The following is a 21,748-nucleotide window of genomic DNA, read 5'->3' on the forward strand; positions in this document are numbered from 1 at the left end:
GTACTCGGATCCGTGCGACGGGGCCAGGAGACCCCTGACCGCACATCTCATTGAATAACACCGGGGATCACTTCGCCCACACCAGCGAGTCACGCTCTCCGACACCCCGGGCCCGATGTCAGCCGCGCGTTCTCCCCTCGCTGACGGTCCCCGCCTCGTGGCCGTAGAGCCAGGCTCGTTCGCGCAGTCCCGTCAGGCCCGCCGCCAGTGCATGGCGTCCGCATGAGCCCGGGAGCCCTGCTGAACGGCTGCCGTACGTGGGTGCGCGGGCCCTCTCGTACCGGGCCAGCACGTCGGGGATGTCGTCGCGGCGGGCGCCGGCCAGCAGCGCGGCCAGTTCCACCGCGTACTCGACGGCCTGGTTCGCGCCCTGCGCCATGAAGGGAAGCATCGGGTGCGCGGCGTCGCCGAGCACCGTGAGCCGGTCCGAGGCCCAGGTACGCAGCTCCGGACGGTCGTGGAGGGCCCAGCGGCGGACCGGGCCGGCGGCGTGGGTGATGTCCGACACCAGGTCGACGCGATCGTGGTGCACAAGGGCAGCGTCCGGCACATCCGTCCGGAACGGTTCGCCGACATGTCGTTGATCATCCATCTCAACGCGAGCACGGCGCAGGCGCCGGACCCGGACGCCAAGTACATGGTCACCGAGGTGGAAGAGGCGCTGCGCCTGGGCGCGGACGCGGTGAGCGTGCACATCAACCTGGGCTCCGACGACGAGCGCCGGCAGATCGCCGACCTCGGCAGGGTCTCCGACGCCTGCGACCGCTGGAACCTGCCGCTGATGGCCATGATGTATCCCCGCGGACCACGCGTCGCCGATCCGCACGATCCCGTGCTCGTGGCCCATGCGGTGACGATCGCGGCCGATCTCGGGGCCGACCTGATCAAGACGTCCTTCCCGGGTGCCATGCCCGACCTGCTGGCTCTCACCCAGGCCTGCCCCGTCCCGATCCTCGTCGCCGGGGGGCCGCCACGGACCACTGAGGAGGGCGTCCTCGAATACGTCGGCGAGGTCCTCGCCGGCGGTGCGCTGGGCGTCGCGATGGGGCGCAACATCTTCCAGTCCGCGGACCCGCAGCGGATGGCCGGGCGGGTGGCGCGGCTCGTACACCGTTTGCCGGCCGGGGAATTCGACCACACGACAGGGGGACACCAGCGTGGTGGACAACAAGCTGTGCTGGCTTGACATACGCAAGCTCGGAGATCTCGCACCGGCGGTTCTCACTGAAGCAGGCCGCCGGGCCGGCCACCGGGGAGATCCCGCTCGTCGAACTGGAGGTCACGGCGACCGCCCACATCGGCATGGGCGAACGGGCCTGCGTCGACACCTGCAGCTACCTCGGAAAGGACGAGGGCATTCTGGTCGGCTCGCACTCGAAGGGAATGGTCCTCTGCGTCAGCGAGACCCATCCCCTGCCCTACATGCCGACGAGGCCGTTCAGGGTCAACGCGGGCGCGATCCACTCCTACACGGTGTCGAGCCATGGCCGTACCCAGTACCTGAGCGAACTGGTCGCGGGCAGCAAGGTGCTGGCCGTCGACACGCAGGGGCGTACCCGTGTGGTCAGCGTGGGAGGCGTCAAGATCGAGACCCGGCCGCTGATCTCCGTCGACGCGGTGGCGCCGGGTGGGCAGACGGTGAACCTCATCCTGCAGGACGACTGGCACGTCAGAGTGCTCGGTCCGGGGGGCGCGGTGCTCAACAGCACGGAACTGCGCCCCGGGGACAGGATCCTCGGCCACCTGCCCACGGCCGATCGCCATGTCGGCTATCCCATCGACGAGTTCTGCCGCGAACAGTGAGCGCCGCCGCCGGTTCCCGGGGACGACCCACCTCCGGGAATCGGCGGATGCCTCTGCTGGTCAGCCGGTCAGATCCAACATCGTTCGGTCGCTATGCGCACCGCGTCGTAGCGGTTGCGGGCGTCGAGCTTCTTGATCGCCGCCGAGGCCAGATTACGGATGGTTCCCGTCGACAGGTAAAGCTCCTCCGCCATCTCCTTGACCGACGCTCCCGAAGCAGTGAGCCGCAGTACGTCCGCCTCCCGGTCGGTCAACGGACCACCTTCCGCGCCTGCGGCGGACAACAGCCGCGGATCCATGACCACCTGCCCTGAGGCGGCACCGCGCACCGACTCGATCAGTCTGCGCAGTCCGGCGCTCTTGGGGACGATGCTCAGCACTCCGGCTCGCAGGGCGCGGTCCACGAAGGTCCGCGTGGGAGTCTCCACGGTCAGTACCACCCCGCACAGGGGACGTATCTTGCGTAACTCACCGGTCGTCGTCAGGCAGTCCCCGTCCATCCTGTCCGGGTCCATCAGCGCGACGTCCGCATCCGTGCGCTCCACGGCTTCGATCAGCTTGTGGTAGCCGCTGACGCACGCCACCACATCAATATCCCCCTCCCGATTGAGTGATTCCGCCATCATTTCGACCATGAGGAGAGATCTCCCGGTAATGGCAACGCGACGCAGCATGCTTTTCCCGTCTTTCTGAACCGACCGCGTTTCCGGGTCATGCATGCATAAATCGTATAGTCTGATTTATTTACGTGCCAGCGCCCGCGAAGAAATTGAAGACAAAATCGAAGTCAGAAAGTCCGGCATACGTCTGCCGTATTCAAGACGTACACACCCCCCGGAAGGTTGCACGCAGCGGGAGGAAATTTCCCCTCGCGACCGCGGCCGTACCCCCACGTCGCTTCCCTTCGGTCTCCTGCGCCTGCCCGAAAGGGCGTCGCGGAGCCGACCTGGTGTTGGGGGCGGCGGCGACGTCGAGACGCCGCCGCCCAACAAGCCGCGGTGCGTTTCACGTCGCCCGGTTCAGTGCGCTCCCTGTCTCATTCTTTTCGCCAAACCCAAACCCATACATCCATTGTTTGCGGGAGCCGGTGTTCAGGCAGTCCACGACGTTGCGGCCTAGCCGGTCCACGGCTGCGGCCACCAACCCGTCGTACGGGCCCTCACGTTGCCGATCTCGCTCAGCCCAGGAAGCTCAGCCGCACCTGACGGTTGGCATTGTCCCTGTTGGTGTCCACCAGGCACACCGACTGCCAGGTGCCCAGTTCCAGCCGTCCGCCGATGACCGGCAGGGTCGCGTGCGGGGGGACGAGCGCGGGGAGGACGTGGTCGCGGCCGTGGCCGGGGCTGCCGTGGCGGTGCTGCCAGCGGTCGTCGGCGGGGAGCAGGGTGTGCAGGGCGGCCAGGAGGTCGTCGTCGCTGCCGGCGCCCGTCTCGATGATGGCGATGCCGGCGGTGGCGTGCGGGACGAAGAGGTTCAGGAGGCCGTCACGGCCGGCCGCCACCTCGCCGAGGAAGGCCTCGCAGTCGCGGGTGAGGTCCACGACCCGCTCCCGGGAACCGGTGGCGACCTGCTGCACTCGCGTGGTGAAGGCATCTGGCATACCCCCATCCTGACCCATGGGCCGGGTTTCACACGTCACCGGTCGCCCGTCCGGGAAGATCCCCAGCCACCTCGATGTTCGTCCAAACGTGAACAACACGCGTGAGGTCGACGTGGTCGTCATAGGCGCCGGACAGGCGGGTCTGGCCGGCGCCTACCACCTGCGGCGCACGGGCTTCGAGCCGGACCGCGACTTCGTCGTGCTCGACCACTCCCCCGCTCCGGGCGGCGCCTGGCAGTTCCGGTGGCCGTCGCTGACGTACGGCAAGGTGCACGGGATGCACTCCCTGCCGGGAATGGAACTGACGGACGCCGATCCGGCGCGGCCGTCGGCCGAGGTCGTCGGGGAGTACTTCGACACGTACGAGCGGACGTTCGACCTGCGGGTGCGACGGCCCGTCGACGTACGTGCCGTCCGCGAGGGCGAGGACGGGCGACTGCTGGTGGAGACCTCGGACGGTACGTGGTCGACACGGGCGCTGATCAACGCCACCGGCACCTGGGACCGGCCGTTCTGGCCGCGCTACCCCGGTCAGGAGAGCTTCCGGGGACGGCAGTTGCACACCGCGCAGTACGCGGGACCCGAGGAGTTCGCCGGGCAGCGGGTGGTCGTGGTCGGCGGAGGCGCCTCCGGCACCCAGCACCTGCTGGAGATCGCCCCGTACGCGGCCGCCACCACCTGGGTGACCCGGCGGCCGCCCGTCTTCCGTGAGGGGCCGTTCGGCGAGGAAGCGGGCCGGGCCGCGGTCGCGCTGGTCGAGGAGCGGGTGCGGCAGGGACTGCCGCCCAGGAGCGTGGTCTCGGTCACGGGACTGCCGCTCAACGACGCCGTCCGACAGGGGCTGCGGGACGGCGTCCTGGACCGGCTGCCGATGTTCGACCACGTCACCCCGGCTGGCGTGGAGTGGCGGGACGGGCGAAAGGTGGCCGCCGACGTCATCCTGTGGGCGACCGGCTTCCGCCCCGCCCTCGAGCATCTGGCGCCGCTGCGGCTGCGCGAGCCCGGCGGCGGGATCCGGGTCGAGGGGACGCGCGCGGTCGACGACCCGCGTATCCACCTCGTCGGGTACGGGCCCTCGGCCAGCACCATCGGCGCCAACCGGGCGGGACGCGCGGCCGTGCGGGACATCAGGAGGCTGCTGGCCGCGGAGCCCGTCGCCGCGTGACCACACGCCCGCTCACTGGGGGGACTGCGGGAACTGGGGCTGCTGCGCGGGCGCGCTCGGCGAGGAGCTAGGGGACCGGCCCGGACTCGACGGCAGCGTCTCGTTCTGCTGGATCGCGTTGAACTCGGCCACGTTGCGCTGGTGCTCGGCGTAGTCGGTGGTGAAGCGCGTGTCGCCGGGTTTGACGGTGACGAAGTACAACCAGTCGCCCGGCTCCGGGCTGAGCGCCGCGTGCATCGCCTCCGCGCCGGGGCTGTCGATCGGCGTGGGGGGCAGACCCATGCGCTGGTAGGAGTTGTAGGGGCTCTCGATACGGGTGTCGTCCGTGGTCGTCCGGGCCCATCTGCGGTCCAGGGCGTAGTTGATGGTGGAGTCCATCTGCAGCGGCATGCCGCGCTCGAGCCGGTTGTAGATGACCCGGGCCACCTTGCCCATTTCGTCCTTGGAGGCGGCCTCGGCCTGGACGATGCTCGCGACGATGACCGTCTGGTAGACGTTCATCGCGTGGTGCTGCGCACCGGCGGCGACCGGCGCCCCGTTGAACCTCCGGTTGGCGGTGTCGACCATGGACTGGAGCAGGGACAGCGGGGTCGCCTTCTCGCGGATCGGATACGTCGCCGGGTAGAAATAGCCCTCCGGATTGCCCTGGGCTTCGTTCGGCAGCTTCAGGGTGGTCTTGCCGATGGACTTCCTGGTGGTGCCCGCGGGCAGGGCGAGTGCCTTGTCGACGGCCTCGTAGACCTGGTTCGCGCGCGAGCCTTCCGGGATCACCAGGCTCCTGGTCCGGGTGGTGCTGATTTCGTCGTGCAGGCTGAGCAGCGGCACCGCCACGGCGGTGCCGGCCAGGACGGCGCCGGTCACGACGAGGGCGATACGGCCCCGGCGTGTCAGTCGGGTGGTTCTCCGTGGCGGAGTGTTCGTCTGCATGCGGGCACGGTAGCTGGCATACCGTCACAATCACCGCATATATGGATTAATACCGACATATCTTCAGCTGGTCGGTTCCAATTGCGCGTCCCGGCGGACCAGGGCCGCGTACCGCCCGTCCAGCTCCAGCAGTTCCTCGTGCGTCCCCCGCTCGGCCACGCGTCCGGAGTCCAGCACCACGATCTGGTCGGCGGCCCGAACAGTGGACAGGCGGTGGGCGATGGTGAGCGTCGTCCGGTTGGCCGACAGGGCGTCGATGGCCTCCTGGACGGCGGCCTCCGTACGGGTGTCCAGCGCACTGGTCGCCTCGTCGAGGAGGAGCACCGGGGGGTCGCGCAGGATGGTGCGGGCGATGGCCAGCCGCTGCTTCTCGCCGCCGGAGAAGCGGTGGCCGCGCTCGCCGACGACCGTGTCGTAGCCGTCGGGCAGGGCGGCGATGTGGTCGTGGATCTGGGCCGCCTTCGCCGCCGCGTGCAGTTCCTCGTCGGTGGCGTCCGGCTTGGCGAACCGGAGGTTGTCGGCGACGGAGGCGTGGAAGAGGTACGTCTCCTGGGAGACGACGCCGACCGCGCGGGCGAGGGTGTCGAAGTCGAGATCGCGGACGTCGACGCCGTCCAGGGTCACGCGGCCGCCGGTGACGTCGTACAGCCGGGGCACCAGGTAGCCGAGCGAGGACTTGCCCGCGCCGGTCGGGCCGACGATCGCCAGGCTGCCGCCCGCCGGGACGGTGATGTCGACGCCGTCGAGGACGGGCCTGCCCTTGCCGTCGTAGCGGAACTCGACGTCTTCGAGGCGGACCTCGCCCTTGACCTGGTCGAGGTGGACGGGCCGCTCCCGTTCGGTGATGTCGATCGGCAGGTCGAGGTACTCGAAGATGCGCTGGAACAGCGCCAGCGAGGTCTGGATCTGCACGCCGGTCGACAGCAGGCTGACGGCCGGGCGGAACAGGCCCTGCTGGAGGGAGACGAAGGCGACGATCGTGCCGAGCGAGGCCTGCGGGCCGCCCAGTTGGAGGGCCACTCCGGCGGTCCAGTAGATGACGGCGGGCATGGCGGCCATGACGATGGTGATGACGGCCATCCGCCAGCGGCCGGCCATGTTGGACTTCACCTCCAGGTCGACCAGCCGCTCGGACTCCCCGGCGAAGGACGCCGTCAGGGACTCGGCGCGGCCCATGGTGCGGCCGAGCAGGATGCCGCTGACGGAGAGCGACTCGGTGACCGTGGCGGCCATCGCGGCCATCTGCTTCTGGCGCTGGGTGGTGATCTTCTTGCGTTCGTTGCCGACGCGGCGGCTGATCCACACGAACACCGGCAGCAGGAGCAGCGAGACGAGGGTGAGGCGCCAGTCGAGGGCGGCCATCGCGACGATCGTGGCGACCACACTGGTGAGGTTGGAGACCAGCGAAGTCGCGGTGGAGGTCACGGTGGCCTGCATGCCGCCGATGTCGTTGGCTATGCGGGACTGCACCTCGCCGGTGCGCGTGCGGGTGAAGAAGGCCAGCGACATGCGCTGGAGGCGGCCGTAGACGGCGGTGCGCAGGTCGTGCATGACGCGCTGGCCGACGGTCGTGGAGATCAGGGTCTGCAACACGCCGAAGACGCTGCTGAGGACGGCGCTGAGGATCATGCCGAGCGCGAGCAGGCTCAGCAGTCCGGTGCGGCGGTCGGGGATCGCGACGTCGAGGGTCTCCTTGAGGAGGAACGGCGTGGCGACCGAGACCAGCGACGAGGCGCCGACCAGCAGGCCGACGATCGCGAGCCGGCCGCGGTAGGGGCGGAAGAGCTTCAGGATGCGACGCACCTGCCGGGGCTGTTCCCTGGCGTCGGCAGGCGGGGTCCAGGAGGTTTCACGGTCGGGATGCATGGGCTCCTACGGAGGTGAGCGGGCGTCGGCGGCGGGACCGCTTCAGGACCGGCCGACGACGACTGACGGTTCTCAGGTCATTGTTACCTATACTCACAATGAACGGCATCCTGATATTGTTCCCGTATGACCACCCCCGACCCCGAGGGCCTGCTCGCCGAGCAGTTGCTGCGGCTGACGCGACGGGTGCACCGCATCCAGAAGCGCCATCTGGAACAGCGCGACCTGGGCATCACCCCGGCCCAGTCGCGGCTGCTGCGCACCCTCGCGCACTACGGCTCTCCGCCGCGCATGGCCGACCTCGCGGAGCGCCTCGAGGTGGTGCCCCGCGCGGTGACCACCCTGGTCGACGGGCTGGAGGCGAGCGGCAGGGTGCGCCGGGTGGCCGACCCGACGAACCGGCGGGTCACCCGGATAGAGCTGACGGAGGACGGTCGCAAGGCCCTCGAGGAACTGCGCGGCGCACGCCGGTCCGCCGCGCGGGAGATCCTCGCGCCGTTGACGGACGAACAGCGCGAGGTGCTCGGCGACCTGCTGGACACACTGGTGGACGGGGCGACGGCCGGGCGCTGCTGAACGCCTCGCACCCGAGGGCGAGGCGCCACACGACCGTCACCGAGCGGCCGGAAGGCCGTGGCCGAGTCCGCCCACGGCCTTCCGAAGACGGCTCAGCAGCCGCTGTCGTCCTCGGTCAGCACCCCCTGGACGGCCGTCAGGGAGCGGTCGTAACAGCCGCCCGAGCCGTGGAGCCGGTAGCGCTCGCTCGTCGTGCCGACCGCGTGGCGCTGGTCGCGCGGGACGTCGAGGGTGTACGTGGCGTCGCCGGTGTACGTGTCGTCGAGCCGCGACCACGCCGTGCGCCTGCCGCCGCGGGTCTCGGCCACCGCCGCCCGGTCGCCGAGCGTGAGCACCGTGCGCAGCCGGTTGTCGGCACCGGTCGCGGTGGTGCCGCTCATCGTGTACGTCCGGTGCGTGTGCGTCGTCCGGGCGAGTCCGCGTCCGTCGATCGTGACCGACTCGTCGTCCGTCCAGGTGGCGTCGAGTCCGTCCGTCGTCTCGCCGTCGGTCCACCGGTGCACGGAGGTGCTGGCCAGCGTCCGGCCGACGGTGGTCGTCACACGGCCGTGCGAGGTGTCGACGTATCCGGCGACGGTGAGCCGGTGACCGGCGTCGGTGTCCACGCGGTGGTCCGAACCGGGCGTGTAGGTCGAGGAGTTCCTGACATCACCTTCCTTGTGCACGGTGAGCCCGCCGGTGACGTGCGCCCGGCCCGCGTCCTGCCAGACGAGGACGTTCACGGGAGCGCTCCAGCCCGTCTGTCCCGCGGGGACGCCGACCACGGAGACCTCGACGCGGTGCGGGCGGCCGTCGTCGAGGATGCCCGCGTAGGGCGTGAGGTCGTACTCGACCGGCCGCACGTCGAAGGCGCGCGGGCCCGGGACGACGTACCAGAGGAAGGGGTTGGACCAGCCGCCGGTCCACACGTGCGGGAACGGCGCGGCGATTCCGGCCAGTTGGCCGTCGACCTTGACCTGCACCTCGCGGTAGGGGCCGCCGGCCGCCTTGCAGGAGTACGGCGAAGGGTCGGGGGCTGCGAGGTACCAGAACTCCTCGCAGCCGCCGCCGGATCCGGTGGCGTACACCTCGGCGACGACGCGCTCGCTGTTGCGCGGGGTGGTGAGGGTGGTCCCGGCGTCCGTGTCGGTGAGGGTGAGGACGCGGTCGGGGACGGTGGCGGCGGGGCGGCCCGCGTAGAAGGTCAGCGTGACCTTGACGTCGATGACGCCCGTGTACGTGTCGTCGACGACGTTCCCGATGAGCATGTCGACGTCCCTCGGCTCGCGGAAGGTGGAGCTGTAGCGCGTGACGTCCTTCTCCACGGACCACTCGATGCCGTCCGGCGACGGCTCCGGTGTCGACGTACGCAGGATCTCCACGCCGCCGACGTGCAGATAGCCGAGCCGGTCGTACTGACGGCCCTTCACCTTGCCGTCGAGCCGCAGCACGACCTTGCTCCAGCGGTCGCCGCATCCCTTCGGGGGCGTGTAGGTGCCCTTGTACGGGGTGAAGTCCCGGAACTGCGCCTCGGCGAGGGTGACGCGGCAGGATCTGGTGTGCGGTGCGGTGACGGGCGGGGCGGCGGTCACGGGGTCGTGCCAGTCCGTGCCGAACTCGGCGGGGACGTCGGCGGATCGGGCGGGAGCCGCTCCCAGGAGGACGCCCGCCAGGAGGGTGAACCCGGCGAGCATGGACATGACTATCCGGCTTCTCATGGCCGGTGTTCTACGGGGAGTCGGGCCCGGCCGCAATGAGGCCCGCGCGGATCAGGCCGTCAGGTCCGCCCGGTCCCCCAAGACGATGACCGGATGCCGGGCCGGGTCGAGCGCGCGCAGCAGGTACTCCATGGCCTCCTTCGAAACGCTGACGCAGGCCGACGTGCCACTGCCGTGGTCCATGTGCAACCAGATGCCGCCGCCCTTCCGTTCGCCCTCGGGACGGGCCGGGTCGTTCGGCGGGGTGCCCTTGATGCGGTTGTAGTCGATGGCGATGACGTAGTCGAAGTCGTGCCAGTGCGACTCGTCCCACTGGCGCGGGGCCGCGAACGACTGGTCCCGCGTGTACGGCAGTCCGGCACCGGGATCGTCGAGCACACCGCCCGCGTCGGAGAGCGTGTACACGCCGACGGGGCTGCGGTTGTCCCCCATGCGGTGGTCGACGGTCCAGCCCTTCTTGCCGTTGTGCGCCGGCCAACTGCGCGTCCGTTCCCAGCCGGTGGCCCGCCTGGTGTACAGCACGAGCGTGGCGTCGGCCGAGTCCTTGCCTCGGCCGTAGACGACCACGACCTGGCCGGAGTCCGCGGGGATCCGCCGATGCAGCCCCTCGCCGACGCCCGGTAAGCGGGTGGTGCCGACAGCGGCCGGGCTGCCATGCCAGCTCCGGGCGGGGGCTCCTCGGTCACCGGCGGATCCTCGGTCCCCGGCGGTCCGGGCTCCGCCGTCATTCGCCGAGCCACAAGATGACAGGGCGGCCAGGGCGGTCAGGGAAGTCAGCAAGGTTCCGAGCGCCGCCACCAGGACCGTCGCGCGCCGCACGCCGTTCGTCTGCACTGGACCATGGTGACACTCCGTACCCGCTGATAGCGCAGGGTTCCGGACATCACACCCGCATCGCCCTCCTGGAAAACCGTTTGCTTTCGACCACGCTGCGACGCGAACCTTTCACGGTTTGTTGCCTTCTCTCTCCCCCAGACTCCCCCGACTCCCCCCGACACAAGCCACTGGGACGTCATACGCCATGCAAATTCAAGACCTTCCGTATCCCGACCCGGGCGTCCCCGACACGCGTTCGGGTCCCCGATTCCTGTGGTGGCTCGGGCGGAACCAGTTGGGCGGGCAGATGAAGTCGCTGGCCTGGGGCCTGCTGCACTTCGTCTCCGTCTCCGCGCTGCCGTTCTGCGTCGGACTCGCCGTGCAGGCCGTCGTCGACCGCTCCGGTACGCGCCTCGCCCTGACCGGCGGGCTGATGGCGCTGTGCGGCGCGGGCATCGCCGTCGGCGACACCTTCCTGCACCGGGCCGCCGTCACCAACTGGATCACGGCGGCCGCCCGCGTCCAGCAACTGCTGGCCCGCAAAGCCGCACAGCTGGGCTCCGCGCTGACCCGACGGGTCGCGGCCGGCGAGGTGGTGGCCGTCTCCACGGGTGACGTGGAGAAGATCGGCTGGCTGGTGGAGGCGGTCTCGCGCTTCACCGCGGCCGCGCTGACGGTGGTCGTGGTCTGCGTCGCCCTGCTCTTCTACCAGCCCGCGCTCGGCGTGGTGCTCGCGGTGGGTCTGCCCGTGGTGGCGCTCGCCGTGCTGCCGCTGCTGCCCCGCGCGACGCGGCGCGCCGACGTGCAGCGCGAGAAGGCGGGGCGGGCCACCGAACTCGCCTCGGACACCGTCGCCGGCCTGCGCGTGCTGCGCGGCATCGGCGGCGAGGAGCTGTTCCTCGACCGCTATCGCAGCGCCTCCCAGGAGGTACGGCGGGCTGCCGTGCGCAGCGCCCGGATGTGGTCCCTGATCGCCGCGATCCAGGTGCTGCTGCCCGGGCTGCTGCTGATCGCGGTCGTCTGGCACGGCGTCCACCTGGCCCGTGCGGGCCGGATCACCGTCGGGGAACTCGTCACCGCCTACAGCTCGGTGATGATCCTCGCCTATCCGCTGCGGCACTTCGAGGAGATCGCCATGGCGTACTCCTTCTCGCGCCCGTCGGCCAAACGGGCCGCGCGCGTGCTGTCCCTGGAACGCGCCACGGACGCCGGGGGGTCGCGCGCGGCGGAGACTCCGGCCGGTGAGCTGTACGACCCGGAAACCGGTCTGCTCGCGCCCGCCGGCCGGCTGACCGCCGTGGTCTGCGGGGACCCGGACGCGGCCGGGCGGCTCGCCGAACGGCTGGGCGGACACGCCACCGAGCCGGGCCCTTCGGTGCTGCTCGGCGGGGTGCCGCTGGACGAGCTGCCCCTGGACAGCGCCCGCACCGCCGTCCTCGTACAGGACAAGGACCCGGTACTGCTGTCCGGTTCGCTGCGCGAGCTGCTCGACGTGCCGGCGTCCGGTGCCGTCGCGGCGGAGGCGGCGCTGGCCGCCGCGCAGTGCGGAGATGTCCTGGAGGCCCTCGTCCAGGGATCCCTGGACGCCACCGACCCGATGGACGCCCGCATCACCGAACGCGGTCGCTCGCTCTCGGGCGGGCAGCGCCAGCGGCTCGCGCTGGCCCGGTCGCTGATCACCGACCCCGAGGTGCTGGTCCTGGACGAGCCGACCTCCGCCGTCGACTCCCACACGGAGGCACGGATCGCGGAGGGGGTGCGCGGGCTGCGGACCGGCCGCACGACGGTGGTTCTCACCTCCTCGCCACTGCTGCTGGACCACGCGGACCGGGTCGTCCTCGTGCACGACGGCGAGGTCGTGGCGGTCGGTGTGCACCGCGAGCTGGTGCACACCGAGCCCCGGTACCGGGCCGTCGTGACCCGCGAGACCGACGACGAGACTGCCGCCCTGCGGGGCGCACTGGAAGAGATCGAGGAGAGCGCATGATCGGCGTCGCGCCACCGGCTTACGACCCGGCGGCCCCGACGACGGCCACCACCCTGCCCGTCGGCGCCGCGGCGACCGTACGCGCCTACGTGGCCGAACTGTTCCGCCGGCACCGCCGCGCCTTCGGGATCCTGATCGCGGTCAACACCGTCGCCGTGGTGGCCTCCATGGCAGGTCCCTACCTGGTGGGCGGACTGGTGGAGCGGGTCTCCGACGGGGCACGCGAACTGCACCTGGGCCTGACCATCGGCCTGTTCGTGCTCGCGCTGACGGTCCAGGCGGTGTTCGTCCGCGAAGTACGGCTGCGCGGGGCGATGCTCGGCGAGCGGATGCTGGCCGACCTGCGCGAGGACTTCCTCGTCCGGTCGGTCGGGCTGCCGCCGGGAGTACTGGAGCGGGCCGGCACCGGCGACCTGCTCTCCCGTATCACCACGGACATCGACCGGCTCGCCAACGCGATGCGCGAGGCGGTACCGCAGCTGGCCATCGGGGTCGTGTGGGCCGTACTGCTGCTCGGCGGGCTCGTGGTCACCGCGCCGCCGCTGGCCGCCGCCGTGCTGCTGGCCGTGCCACTGCTGGTGGCGGGGTGCCGCTGGTACTTCAAGCGGGCCCCCTCCGGCTACCGCTCGGAGGCCGCCGGGTACGCCGCCGTGGCCGCCGCGCTCGCCGAGACCGTGGACGCCGGCCGCACCGTCGAGGCCCACCGCCTCGGCGAGCGCCGCATCGACCTGTCGGAGCGCCGGATCAAGGAATGGACGGCCTGGGAGCGCTACACCCTCTGGCTGCGGTCCGTGCTCTTCCCGGTCATCAACGCCACCCATGTCACGGTCCTCGGCTCGGTCCTCATGGTCGGCGGGTTCTTCGTGCTGCACGGCTGGATCGGGGTGGGGCAGCTCACCACGGGTGCTCTCATCGCGCAGATGCTCGTCGACCCGGTCAACCTGATCCTGCGCTGGTACGACGAGGTGCAGGTCGCCCAGGTGTCGCTGGCCCGCCTCGTCGGCGTGCGCGACATCGAGCCGGCCGCCGGGGACGCCGCGCCGGACCCGGACGGACGCGACGTGCGGGCTGACGGGGTGCACTTCGGCTACCGCGAGGGCGTCGACGTGCTGCGCAAGGTGTCGCTGGAGGTCGCGCCCGGCACCCGGCTGGCTCTCGTGGGGCCCTCGGGGGCCGGCAAGTCCACGCTCGGCAGGCTGCTCGCGGGCATCTACGCTCCCCGGGAAGGCCGGATCACCCTGGGCGGTGCCGAACTCTCCCGGATGGCCGCCGAGCAGGTTCGCTCGCACGTCGCCCTCGTCAACCAGGAGCACCACGTGTTCGTCGGCTCCCTGCGCGACAACCTCCTGCTGGCCAGCACCGACGCCACCGACGCCGAGCTGTGGGCCGCCCTGGGCGCGGTCGACGCCGACGGCTGGGCGCGGGCGCTGGACGACGGCCTGGACACCGAGGTCGGCTCGGGCGGGCTGGCGCTCACCCCGGCGCAGGCCCAGCAGATCGCGCTGGCCCGGCTGGTGCTGGCCGACCCGCACACGCTGGTCCTGGACGAGGCGACCTCGCTCCTGGACCCGCGCGCGGCACGGCATCTCGAGCGCTCCCTGGCCCGCGTCCTCGACGGCCGCACGGTGGTCGCCATCGCCCACCGTCTGCACACCGCGCACGACGCCGACGTGATCGCCGTCGTGGAGAACGGCCGCATCAGCGAGCTGGGCAGCCACGATCAGCTGGTCGGGGCGGACGGCGCGTACGCGGCGCTGTGGCGTTCCTGGCACGGGTGATCGCGCGGGAGGCAGGGCGGCCGGGGGCACGGTCGGCGGGGCCGTGCGCGCTGTCGGCGGACGGCACGGGGCCGGGGCCGGGGTGTGCACTCTCGGGCCGCGACCTGTGCCGTTGCGCGGTGCCGAACCGGGGTGGAAGGCTGGAGATTGGCACCGGCTTGGGGAGCGCCCGGGAACCGTCGGGTCACCGTCCGGTTCACGCCGGGTGAGTCCTGTGCCCCGCATCCCGGCGGGCCGTCGCCGGACGCGGTGAGAACGAGCCGTGCCCAGCAGCTGGAGGTACCCGTGGACAGCACCGACGGATGGGGAGATGACGTATACCAGCCCGATGCGTCCGAGATCCAGGACGACGCGGGACTGCTCGACGCGGAGGACACACTCGTCGACGACGGTGTCGACGACCCTCTGGACCGCGGCTGGTCCCCTCCCGAGCGGCCGTGGGCGGTGGAGCACGCGGGCGTGACGGCGGGCGAGCGCCGGCAGGGCGAGACCCTGGACGAGCGCCTGGCCGAGGAGATGCCCGACCTCACCGCCCCCGACGGCGACGGTATCGGCGACGTCGAGGACACCGACGGCGAACCCCTGGACAACGAGGTCGGCGACCTCCGCTCCGGCCGTCTCGTGGCCCCCGACGAAGGGGCGCACGAGGACGAGGAGGCCGCCCTCGTCGCGACCGACGTCGGCATCGACGGCGCCGCCGCCTCCGCCGAGGAGGCCGCGATGCACATCGTGGACGAGGACACCTACGGCTGAGCCCGACGCAGCACGCCTGCCGACCGCCCCGTGCGAGGAGCCGCCATGCAGCAGGACAAGCACCCCGACTACCACCCGGTCGTCTTCCGCGACCGCGCCGCCGGGTACGCCTTCCTGACCCGGTCCACCGCGACCAGCGACCGGACCATCGAATGGGACGACGGGGAGACGTACCCGGTCGTCGACGTGGAGATCTCCTCGGAGAGTCATCCCTTCTACACCGGCCAGGCCCGCACGGTCGACACCGAGGGACGCGTCGCGCGTTTCGAGCGCCGGTACGGCGGGGCGGACGCCGGGTCCAGCGGCGGATCCACTCCGAGCGGGGGCGGCGAGCCGGCCTGAGCCCGTCGGATGACCTGGGCCCGTCGGATGACCTGAGCCCGTCAGATGACGTTGAGCGCCGCCGCGCAGCCCACTCCGCCGAGCAGCATGAACACCGGCATCAGCACCTTGAGCTCGACCCAGCTGCCCGCCCGGAACCGCATCGCCTTCGGCGGTCCCAGCGGGTACCAGCGCTTGCGGCCCACGGGGATCGGCCACAGGATCGGGCAGCCGGAGACGGTCAGCGCGTCCCCGATGTCGTGCACCAGCGCCCCCAGCACGACGGGCAGCCCCAGCCACAGGTACTCCTGCCCGGGCGCGGTGAACAGCCAGTCGGAACCGTTGCCCGGCTTGTCCAGGATGCCGGCCAGGATCCACGCGCTGGTCGCGGCCAGCAGCCAGACCAGGACATCGCTGCTCGAACCACGGGCCGCCCGCCACAGCAGACCCTCGATGGCCAGCACCATGTGCGCGAACAGGATCGCCAGCACCGCCCACCGGCCCCCGGTGATCGCCGCCGCCGAGCAGCCCCCGCCGATCAGGACCGCCCACAGCCAGGTGTGCGTCAGCGTCCGGTGCCCGCCGGAGCGACGCGGGTCGCCCTGCTTTCTGGTCGCCTTGTAGACGGCGTACGACAGCTTGTCCACGATCTCGCAGATCCAGCGGGAGAGCGGCCCGAAGGCACGCGAGATGGTCGCCGCCTTGTGGTCGAGGTCGGGAGCCAGCGCGGCACCGGCGCAGATCAGCGCGCCGACCAGGAGCACCGGCCAGGGCATCGGGTGGCCCGCCGCGGCGGCTGCCGCTCCGACGCCGAGCCAGGCGGCGGCCCCCGACAGTGAGTGTGCTGGTCCCATCATGGCCGTTGCCCGCCCCATTCCTCGTGTGCCGCTGTCCAGTTGACCGGGTGCGATGACGCTCCGTCGGCGACACAGCGTAGCTGCCGTGATCTTCCTGCTCGCAGCCGATTCCCTCATAGGCCGGAAGGCCAGGCAAGATGGGTGCGTGACCCTCATCGATCAGCTGCCGCCGACCGCCGACCCCGACGCCCTGTACGAAGCCTTCGAGTCGTGGGCCCAGGAGCGCGGTCTCACGCTCTACCCCCACCAGGAGGAGGCGCTGATCGAGGCGGTCTCGGGTGCGAACGTGATCGTGTCGACGCCCACCGGCTCCGGCAAGTCCATGATCGCCGCGGGCGCCCACTTCGCCGCGCTGGCCCGGGACGAGGTCACCTTCTACACGGCCCCGATCAAGGCGCTGGTGTCGGAGAAGTTCTTCGAGCTGTGCAAGCTCTTCGGCACCGAGAACGTCGGCATGCTCACCGGCGACGCCTCCGTGAACGCCGACGCGCCCGTCATCTGCTGCACCGCCGAGGTGCTCGCCTCCATCGCCCTGCGTGACGGCAAGGACGCGGACGTCGGCCAGGTCGTCATGGACGAGTTCCACTTCTACGCGGAGGGCGACCGCGGCTGGGCCTGGCAGATCCCGCTGCTCGAACTGCCGCAGGCGCAGTTCGTCCTGATGTCGGCCACGCTCGGCGACGTCTCCTTCTTCGAGCAGGACCTCACCCGCCGCACCGGCCGCCCCACGTCGGTGGTCCGCTCGGTGACCCGCCCGGTCCCCCTCTCCTACGAGTACAAGTTCACCCCGCTCACGGAGACGCTCACCGACCTGCTGGAGAGCAGGCAGGCGCCGGTGTACATCGTGCACTTCACCCAGGCGCAGGCCGTGGAGCGGGCGCAGGCGCTGATGAGCATCAACATGTGTTCGCGCGAGGAGAAGGACCAGATCGCCGAGCTGATCGGCAACTTCCGCTTCACCACGAAGTTCGGCCGCAACCTCTCCCGGTACGTCCGCCACGGCATCGGCGTCCACCACGCCGGCATGCTCCCCAAGTACCGGCGCCTGGTGGAGAAGCTGGCACAGGCCGGTCTGCTGAAGGTCATCTGCGGCACGGACACGCTCGGTGTCGGCGTGAACGTGCCCATCCGCACGGTGCTGTTCACGGCTCTGACCAAGTACGACGGCAGCCGTGTGCGCACCCTGCGCGCCCGTGAGTTCCACCAGATCGCGGGCCGGGCCGGCCGGGCCGGCTTCGACACGGCGGGGCTCGTGGTCGCGCAGGCGCCCGAGCACGTCATCGAGAACGAGAAGGCACTCGCCAAGGCGGGCGACGACCCGAAGAAGCGCCGCAAGGTGGTGCGCAAGAAGGCGCCGGAGGGCTTCGTCGCCTGGACGGAGAACACCTTCGAGAAGCTGATCGCCTCCGAGCCGGAGCCGCTGACGTCCCGTTTCCGGGTCACGCACACGATGCTGCTGTCGGTGATCGCCCGGCCCGGCAACGCCTTCGAGGCGATGCGTCGTCTCCTGGAGGACAACCACGAGCCGCGCAAACAGCAGCTCAGGCACATCCGGCGGGCGATCGCGATCTACCGCTCGCTGCTGGACGGCGGCATCGTCGAGAAGCTGGACGAGCCGGACCCCACGGGCCGCATCGTCCGCCTCACGGTCGACCTCCAGCAGGACTTCGCCCTCAACCAGCCGCTGTCCACGTTCGCGCTCGCCGCGTTCGAGCTGCTGGACCCCGAGTCGCCGTCCTACGCCCTCGACATGGTGTCGGTCGTGGAGTCCACCCTGGACGACCCGCGTCAGATCCTCGTCGCGCAGCAGAACAAGGCGCGCGGCGAGGCCGTGGCCGCGATGAAGGCGGACGGCGTCGAGTACGAGGAGCGCATGGAGCGCCTCCAGGACGTCACCTACCCCAAGCCCCTGGAGGAGCTCCTCTTCCACGCGTACAACACGTACCGCAAGAGCCACCCCTGGGTCGGCGACCATCCGCTGTCGCCGAAGTCCGTGATCCGCGACATGTACGAACGGGCGATGTCCTTCACGGAGTTGGTGTCCTTCTACGAGCTGGCTCGCACCGAGGGCATCGTGCTGCGCTACCTGGCGAGCGCCTACAAGACCCTGGACCACACCATTCCGGACGACCTCAAGTCGGAGGACCTTCAGGACCTGATCGAATGGCTCGGCGAGATGGTGCGCCAGGTCGACTCCAGCCTGCTGGACGAGTGGGAGCAGCTGGCCAACCCGGAGGAGATGACCGCCGAGGAGGCTCAGGAGAAGGCCGACGAGGTCAAGCCGGTCACCACCAACGCGCGTGCCTTCCGGGTGCTCGTCCGCAACACGATGTTCCGCCGCGTGGAGCTCGCCGCCCTCGACAAGGTCGACGAACTGGGTGAGCTGGACGCCGACTCGGGCTGGGACGCCGAGGCCTGGGGCGAGGCGATGGACAAGTACTGGGACGAGTACGACGACCTCGGCACCGGTCCCGACGCCCGCGGTCCGAAGCTGCTGGTGATCCAGGAGGACCCGCAGAACAAACTCTGGCGCGTCCGCCAGATCTTCGACGACCCCAATGGCGACCACGACTGGGGCATCGGCGCGGAGGTCGATCTCGCGGCCTCCGACGCGGAGGGCCGTGCGGTCGTCCGCGTCACCGATGTCGGCCAGCTGTGACCACAGGAGACTCCCACCCATGACGAATCCGGCCGAGAGACTCGTCGACCTGCTCGACCTGGAGCAGATCGAGGTCAACATCTTCCGTGGACTGAGCCCGCAGGAGTCCCTCCAGCGGGTCTTCGGCGGGCAGGTGGCAGGCCAGGCGCTGGTCGCCGCCGGGCGCACCACGGACGGCGACCGTCCTGTGCACTCGCTGCACGCGTACTTCCTGCGTCCGGGCCGCCCGGGCGTGCCGATCGTGTACCAGGTGGAACGGGTCCGGGACGGCCGGTCGTTCACGACGCGCCGGGTCACCGCGGTGCAGCAGGGCCGCACGATCTTCAATCTGACCGCCTCCTTTCACAAGCCTGAGGAAGGACCTTTCGAGCACCAGCTGCCGCCGGCCCGCGAGGTGCCGCACCCGGAATCCCTGCCGACGGTCACGGAGGAGATCCGCAAGCACCTGGGCGCACTGCCCGAGCAGCTGGAGCGGATGGCGCGCCGCCAGCCCTTCGACATCCGTTACGCCGACGGGCTGCGCTGGCACGCCGAGGAGATCGAGGGCGCCGAGCCGCGCAGCGCGGTGTGGATGCGTGCGGTCGGCCCGCTGGGCGACGACCCGCTGGTGCACACCTGCGCGCTCACCTACGCCAGCGACATGACTCTCCTGGACGCGGTCCGCATCCCGGTCGAGCCGCTGTGGGGCTCGCGGAACTTCGACATGGCCTCGCTGGACCACGCGATGTGGTTCCACCGGCCGTTCCGCGCGGACGAGTGGTTCCTGTACGACCAGGAGTCCCCGATCGCGGTAGGGGGCCGCGGTCTGGCCCGCGGCCGGATCTACGACCTACAGGGGCGCCTCCTCGTGTCGGTCGTCCAGGAAGGGCTGTTCAGGTCCTTGCGGTCGCTGTAGCCGAGGTGGCCGCTGCTCAGTGCTCCGTGGGCCGGGGGCTTCTGCGGCGCAGCCAGCCCCGGAGTCCGCGTGACGGCTTCGGCGAGCACGCCGCGTCCGGTGCGGGCGGGGGTGGGGGCGAGTGCGGTGCGGGCGGGGCCGGATGTGATGCGGGCGGGGCCGGGGGTCGTGCGGGCACGGCCTGGCGTGGCGTCGGCCGCGGGGCGGACCGGTGGGCACGAGCCTCGTCGACCGTCTGCGCCAGATCGCTGCGGAGCCAGCCGACCTCGTCCGGGTCGTCCGCCGTCATGATCCGCTCGGCGAGATCCGCCGAGGGCGAGCCCGGGGCGCCGTGGGCGGGCGGCCCCGGCCGGAACCGGTTCACATGAGCCCGTTCGTAGGGGTCCTTGATCACGTCCGAGATGTGCACGGGGTCGAGGAAGGCGGCCACGGCGCCGGCGCGCTCCCACGGATCGCCGGCCTGGCGCAGCAGGAATCCGAGGTGACGTCCGCGCCAGGTGCGGGCCCGCAGGTCCAGCCCGTCCTCCAGCCGATCGCGCAGATCCTGAGGCGTACGGCCGGTCAGCAGGCGGGCGTTCCGTTCGTCCGCCGCGAACTTCCGCAGTTCCTCCGCCAGATAGAGCCAGACCACGGCACGGTAGCGGTTCAGATAGAACTTGACCGGTACCACCAGGCCGAGGCGGGCGAGCCGGGTGAACCTGGCAGCCGACACCTCCATCAGCGCCGCGCCCTCCGTGGTGCCCACAGCCCTGACGCTCTCCTGGAACGACTCCGGGAATCCGTCCTGCCCGCGCAGGCGCTCGATCTCGGCCCGGTCGACGCGGCGGCCCCCGCCTCCTCCCTCGTCGGGCACGGTACGGATCCGGCCGAGGTGTACCGCTAGGTCGAATTCACCGCGTTTGAGGCCGAGTTCGCGAGCGGCACGGCTGGGCGTGCAGGTCAGGTGACGCGGGGCCTCGATGGTGTTGCCCGACATGGTCGTCTCCCCCGTGGAGTCGGTGGCTCGCGCCGTCCGCGCTCGCCGTGAAAAAACCGTAGCCGGTCCGGCGAATCTCGGGGCAAGCCTGTGGATAACTCCGTACGGGCGAGTGAACTCGCAGGTCAGAGGTCTTCTTTGGGTTCACGTCCGGGTTGTCGGGCGTCCACGCCGAGGTGCTCGCCGACGCGGTTGACGAGCAGCGTCATCTCGTAGGCGATCTGACCGATGTCGGCCTCGGCGCCGCTGAGCACGCACAGGCAGCTGCCGGTGCCGGCCGCGGTGACGAACAGTACGGCGTCGTCGTACTCGATCATCGTCTGGCGGACTCTGCCCGCGCCGAAGTGGCGTCCCGAACCCTTGGCCAGACTGTGCAGTCCGGACGCGACGGCGGCGAGGTGCTCCGCGTCCTCGCGGCGGAGGCCGGTGCTCGCGCCCGTCACCAGACCGTCGTTCGACAGGACCAGCGCGTGCCGTACCTGTTCCACGCGCCCGGTCAGGTCGTCCAGGAGCCACCCGAGTCCCTGGTTCTGCGCCATCTTCCGTCTCTCCCCGTGTGACGTCTCCCCCCTGGCTGGAGGAACTTCCCCGCCAGCCTTCCCCACGACCGCCGTCCGGGCAAGGAGGATGGGGGCATGGCACAGAAGATGACCGATGAGCAATGGCGGGCGTTCGTCTCCGAGGGCACCCGCACCGGCAAACTGTCCACTGTGCGCGCCGACGGCAGTCCGCACGTGGCGCCGATCTGGTTCCTGCTGGACGGCGACGAAGTGGTCTTCAACACGGGCAAGGAGACCGTGAAGGGGCGGAGTCTGGCCCGTGACGGGCGTGTCGCGCTCTGCGTGGACGACGACCGGCCGCCCTTCCACTTCGTGACGCTGAGCGGCCGCGCCCGGCTGTCCGAGGACCTCGGTGAGGTCCGGGACTGGGCGACCCGGATCGCCGCTCGGTACATGGGTGAGGAACGCGCCGAGGAGTTCGGTGCGCGCAACGGCGTTCCGGGCGAGCTCCTGGTCCGCGTCACCGTGGACCACGTGGTGGCGGTGAAGGACATGACGGGCTGAGGCCGCCG

General features: G+C 70.8%; 20 protein-coding genes and 1 pseudogene. 11 read left to right on the forward strand and 10 right to left on the reverse strand.

The annotated features are described in order from the left end of the window. Positions 1 to 118: 118 nt before the first annotated feature. A complete protein-coding gene (locus ABZ915_RS15210; protein ID WP_361801694.1) occupies positions 119 to 508 on the reverse strand; it encodes an FAD-dependent monooxygenase in 390 nt (129 codons plus the stop codon). On the opposite strand from ABZ915_RS15210, the gene ABZ915_RS15215 reads away from it, so the two are divergent. Together ABZ915_RS15215 and ABZ915_RS15220 are read left to right on the forward strand one after the other, a co-directional pair. Continuing rightward, positions 491 to 1,186, forward strand: coding sequence for a 2-amino-3,7-dideoxy-D-threo-hept-6-ulosonate synthase (locus ABZ915_RS15215; RefSeq protein WP_361801697.1), 696 nt, complete (start codon positions 491 to 493; stop codon positions 1,184 to 1,186). The two genes, ABZ915_RS15210 and ABZ915_RS15215, sit on opposite strands and share 18 nt — an antisense overlap. Positions 1,187 to 1,254: 68 nt before the next feature. Further along, positions 1,255 to 1,803: pseudogene (locus tag ABZ915_RS15220) on the forward strand (3-dehydroquinate synthase II); the annotation flags it as partial. A 68-nt stretch (positions 1,804 to 1,871) separates the two neighbouring features. Here the strand turns inward: ABZ915_RS15220 and ABZ915_RS15225 are convergent. Further along, positions 1,872 to 2,522 carry a response regulator transcription factor gene (locus ABZ915_RS15225; RefSeq protein ID WP_361801700.1) on the reverse strand — a complete coding sequence of 217 codons (651 nt, stop codon included), beginning with the start codon at positions 2,520 to 2,522 and terminating at the stop codon, positions 1,872 to 1,874. Positions 2,523 to 2,980: 458 nt separating this feature from the next. Next, on the reverse strand, positions 2,981 to 3,403 hold the full coding sequence (locus ABZ915_RS15230; RefSeq protein WP_361801703.1) for a secondary thiamine-phosphate synthase enzyme YjbQ: 423 nt from the start codon (positions 3,401 to 3,403) through the stop codon (positions 2,981 to 2,983). An 88-nt stretch (positions 3,404 to 3,491) separates the two neighbouring features. On the opposite strand from ABZ915_RS15230, the gene ABZ915_RS15235 reads away from it, so the two are divergent. Then, a complete protein-coding gene (locus ABZ915_RS15235) occupies positions 3,492 to 4,568 on the forward strand; it encodes an NAD(P)-binding domain-containing protein (RefSeq protein WP_361801706.1) in 1,077 nt (358 codons plus the stop codon). A 12-nt stretch (positions 4,569 to 4,580) separates the two neighbouring features. Here ABZ915_RS15235 and mltG read toward each other — a convergent pair whose 3' ends face one another. Together mltG and ABZ915_RS15245 are read right to left on the reverse strand one after the other, a co-directional pair. Further along, positions 4,581 to 5,495, reverse strand: a complete 915-nt coding sequence (gene mltG, locus ABZ915_RS15240) for an endolytic transglycosylase MltG (protein WP_361801709.1) — start codon at positions 5,493 to 5,495, stop codon at positions 4,581 to 4,583. 63 nt (positions 5,496 to 5,558) lie between these two features. Then, on the reverse strand, positions 5,559 to 7,361 hold the full coding sequence (locus tag ABZ915_RS15245) for an ABC transporter ATP-binding protein (RefSeq protein WP_361801712.1): 1,803 nt from the start codon (positions 7,359 to 7,361) through the stop codon (positions 5,559 to 5,561). 126 nt (positions 7,362 to 7,487) lie between these two features. Between ABZ915_RS15245 and ABZ915_RS15250 the strand changes: the two genes are divergently transcribed. Next, positions 7,488 to 7,937 carry a MarR family transcriptional regulator gene (locus ABZ915_RS15250; RefSeq protein ID WP_361801715.1) on the forward strand — a complete coding sequence of 150 codons (450 nt, stop codon included), beginning with the start codon at positions 7,488 to 7,490 and terminating at the stop codon, positions 7,935 to 7,937. A 92-nt stretch (positions 7,938 to 8,029) separates the two neighbouring features. Here the strand turns inward: ABZ915_RS15250 and ABZ915_RS15255 are convergent, their stop codons facing one another. Together ABZ915_RS15255 and ABZ915_RS15260 are read right to left on the reverse strand one after the other, a co-directional pair. Beyond that, positions 8,030 to 9,634 (reverse strand): peptide-N4-asparagine amidase, encoded by a 1,605-nt coding sequence (locus tag ABZ915_RS15255; protein WP_361801718.1) that lies wholly within the window; start codon positions 9,632 to 9,634, stop codon positions 8,030 to 8,032. 51 nt (positions 9,635 to 9,685) lie between these two features. Next, entirely contained in the window at positions 9,686 to 10,468 is a 783-nt protein-coding gene (locus tag ABZ915_RS15260; RefSeq protein ID WP_361801721.1) for a L,D-transpeptidase family protein, read from the reverse strand. A 187-nt stretch (positions 10,469 to 10,655) separates the two neighbouring features. Here ABZ915_RS15260 and ABZ915_RS15265 point away from each other — a divergent pair, with 187 nt between their 5' ends. The 4 genes from ABZ915_RS15265 (at position 10,656) to ABZ915_RS15280 (ending at position 15,310) form a co-directional block, all read left to right on the forward strand. After that, complete coding sequence (locus ABZ915_RS15265) at positions 10,656 to 12,437, forward strand: ABC transporter ATP-binding protein (protein WP_361801724.1); 1,782 nt, start codon at positions 10,656 to 10,658, stop codon at positions 12,435 to 12,437. Further along, the gene (locus tag ABZ915_RS15270; RefSeq protein WP_361801727.1) at positions 12,434 to 14,215 is read left to right on the forward strand and encodes an ABC transporter ATP-binding protein; all 1,782 of its coding nucleotides are present in this window, start codon (positions 12,434 to 12,436) and stop codon (positions 14,213 to 14,215) included. The genes ABZ915_RS15265 and ABZ915_RS15270 overlap by 4 nt, the downstream gene beginning before the upstream one ends. 285 nt (positions 14,216 to 14,500) lie before the next feature. Continuing rightward, complete coding sequence (locus tag ABZ915_RS15275; RefSeq protein WP_361801730.1) at positions 14,501 to 14,968, forward strand: DUF5709 domain-containing protein; 468 nt, start codon at positions 14,501 to 14,503, stop codon at positions 14,966 to 14,968. A 45-nt stretch (positions 14,969 to 15,013) separates the two neighbouring features. Next, positions 15,014 to 15,310 carry a type B 50S ribosomal protein L31 gene (locus ABZ915_RS15280; protein WP_361801733.1) on the forward strand — a complete coding sequence of 99 codons (297 nt, stop codon included), beginning with the start codon at positions 15,014 to 15,016 and terminating at the stop codon, positions 15,308 to 15,310. A gap of 41 nt (positions 15,311 to 15,351) precedes the next feature. Here ABZ915_RS15280 and ABZ915_RS15285 read toward each other — a convergent pair whose 3' ends face one another. Beyond that, a complete protein-coding gene (locus ABZ915_RS15285) occupies positions 15,352 to 16,146 on the reverse strand; it encodes a metal-dependent hydrolase (RefSeq protein WP_361801736.1) in 795 nt (264 codons plus the stop codon). 145 nt (positions 16,147 to 16,291) lie between these two features. Here ABZ915_RS15285 and ABZ915_RS15290 point away from each other — a divergent pair, with 145 nt between their 5' ends. Beyond that, the gene (locus ABZ915_RS15290; protein ID WP_361801739.1) at positions 16,292 to 18,805 is read left to right on the forward strand and encodes a DUF3516 domain-containing protein; all 2,514 of its coding nucleotides are present in this window, start codon (positions 16,292 to 16,294) and stop codon (positions 18,803 to 18,805) included. A gap of 19 nt (positions 18,806 to 18,824) precedes the next feature. Further along, positions 18,825 to 19,700: an acyl-CoA thioesterase II gene (locus ABZ915_RS15295; protein ID WP_361801742.1), complete on the forward strand. Its 876-nt coding sequence runs from the start codon at positions 18,825 to 18,827 to the stop codon at positions 19,698 to 19,700. Between the two features lie 16 nt (positions 19,701 to 19,716). Here the strand turns inward: ABZ915_RS15295 and ABZ915_RS15300 are convergent, their stop codons facing one another. After that, complete coding sequence (locus ABZ915_RS15300) at positions 19,717 to 20,676, reverse strand: DUF6397 family protein (protein WP_361801745.1); 960 nt, start codon at positions 20,674 to 20,676, stop codon at positions 19,717 to 19,719. 125 nt (positions 20,677 to 20,801) lie between these two features. Then, positions 20,802 to 21,215, reverse strand: coding sequence for a roadblock/LC7 domain-containing protein (locus ABZ915_RS15305; RefSeq protein ID WP_361801748.1), 414 nt, complete (start codon positions 21,213 to 21,215; stop codon positions 20,802 to 20,804). Positions 21,216 to 21,311: 96 nt separating this feature from the next. Here ABZ915_RS15305 and ABZ915_RS15310 point away from each other — a divergent pair, with 96 nt between their 5' ends. After that, a complete protein-coding gene (locus ABZ915_RS15310; RefSeq protein ID WP_361801751.1) occupies positions 21,312 to 21,740 on the forward strand; it encodes a PPOX class F420-dependent oxidoreductase in 429 nt (142 codons plus the stop codon). Positions 21,741 to 21,748 lie beyond the last annotated feature (8 nt).

Origin of the sequence: Streptomyces sp. NPDC046915 (genome assembly GCF_040644935.1) — a bacterium.
GTDB lineage: Bacteria > Actinomycetota > Actinomycetes > Streptomycetales > Streptomycetaceae > Streptomyces.

Bases quoted from the DNA above. Each gene is read 5' to 3' on its own strand.
- ABZ915_RS15285 (WP_361801736.1), bottom strand. From the start codon at position 16,146: ATGATGGGACCAGCACACTCACTGTCGGGGGCCGCCGCCTGGCTCGGC.
- mltG (WP_361801709.1), bottom strand. From the start codon at position 5,495: ATGCAGACGAACACTCCGCCACGGAGAACCACCCGACTGACACGCCGG.
- ABZ915_RS15280 (WP_361801733.1), top strand. From the start codon at position 15,014: ATGCAGCAGGACAAGCACCCCGACTACCACCCGGTCGTCTTCCGCGAC.
- ABZ915_RS15230 (WP_361801703.1), bottom strand. From the start codon at position 3,403: ATGCCAGATGCCTTCACCACGCGAGTGCAGCAGGTCGCCACCGGTTCC.
- ABZ915_RS15255 (WP_361801718.1), bottom strand. From the start codon at position 9,634: ATGAGAAGCCGGATAGTCATGTCCATGCTCGCCGGGTTCACCCTCCTG.
- ABZ915_RS15245 (WP_361801712.1), bottom strand. From the start codon at position 7,361: ATGCATCCCGACCGTGAAACCTCCTGGACCCCGCCTGCCGACGCCAGG.
- ABZ915_RS15300 (WP_361801745.1), bottom strand. From the start codon at position 20,676: ATGTCGGGCAACACCATCGAGGCCCCGCGTCACCTGACCTGCACGCCC.
- ABZ915_RS15270 (WP_361801727.1), top strand. From the start codon at position 12,434: ATGATCGGCGTCGCGCCACCGGCTTACGACCCGGCGGCCCCGACGACG.
- ABZ915_RS15305 (WP_361801748.1), bottom strand. From the start codon at position 21,215: ATGGCGCAGAACCAGGGACTCGGGTGGCTCCTGGACGACCTGACCGGG.
- ABZ915_RS15250 (WP_361801715.1), top strand. From the start codon at position 7,488: ATGACCACCCCCGACCCCGAGGGCCTGCTCGCCGAGCAGTTGCTGCGG.
- ABZ915_RS15225 (WP_361801700.1), bottom strand. From the start codon at position 2,522: ATGCATGACCCGGAAACGCGGTCGGTTCAGAAAGACGGGAAAAGCATG.
- ABZ915_RS15295 (WP_361801742.1), top strand. From the start codon at position 18,825: ATGACGAATCCGGCCGAGAGACTCGTCGACCTGCTCGACCTGGAGCAG.
- ABZ915_RS15310 (WP_361801751.1), top strand. From the start codon at position 21,312: ATGGCACAGAAGATGACCGATGAGCAATGGCGGGCGTTCGTCTCCGAG.
- ABZ915_RS15265 (WP_361801724.1), top strand. From the start codon at position 10,656: ATGCAAATTCAAGACCTTCCGTATCCCGACCCGGGCGTCCCCGACACG.